2 protein-coding genes are annotated in these 597 nt (G+C 71.4%); both read left to right on the forward strand.

Annotated features, from left to right (window positions below):
- On the forward strand, positions 1-188 hold a 188-nt coding region (locus ABD323_RS43965; RefSeq protein WP_344447606.1), incomplete at its 5' end, for a hypothetical protein.
- Between the two features lie 152 nt (positions 189-340).
- On the forward strand, positions 341-597 hold a 257-nt coding region (locus ABD323_RS43970), incomplete at its 3' end, for a hypothetical protein (protein WP_344447607.1).

Here is a 597-nt window from a genome sequence, read left to right on the forward strand (position 1 = left end):
CCATCTACCTGAACACCTCGGCCGCCACCCCGAACGACGCCTTCTTCCACGCCACCCTCGCCTGCCTGGCCGTGGTGACGCTCTCCCTGGTCCTGGCCCTGCTGGCCAACCGGAGCACCCCGCGCTCGGAGGACGACCCCTCGGGCGTGACCGGCCCGCAGGCCAGTGGGTCTCACAGAGGCTCTTGAGCGTCTCGACGTCCTCCCCCACCGAGGTGGCCACCGCGTTGTAGTCGCCGCCGACCATGCCGGTCAGGATGAAGCCCATCTCCTGGAACCCCTGGGCCAGCCGCGTGATGATCGAATAGACCCCGCCCGAGGCGCTCAGGCTCGCACTCATCATGCCGTCCCGCGCCTCCTGCGCAGCGGCGATCCGGCTGCCCTTCGTCGTCCCGACGACCTGGTTGTACCGGTTCACGGTGGCGTACGCCGGGTCGCAGCCACCCGGCCGGATCTTCGGCAGCGACGCGGTGGGCAGCGGCACCGCCACCGATCGGGTCGGCTTCGGCGACGGCGACGGCGACGGCGACGGCGTAGGGCTGGGTTCCGGCTCAGGGCTCGGCGAAGGCGAAGGTGAAGGCGTCGGCGAGGGCGAAGG

This window comes from Kitasatospora nipponensis, from assembly GCF_039528135.1.
Taxonomy (GTDB): Bacteria; Actinomycetota; Actinomycetes; order Streptomycetales; family Streptomycetaceae; genus Kitasatospora; species Kitasatospora nipponensis.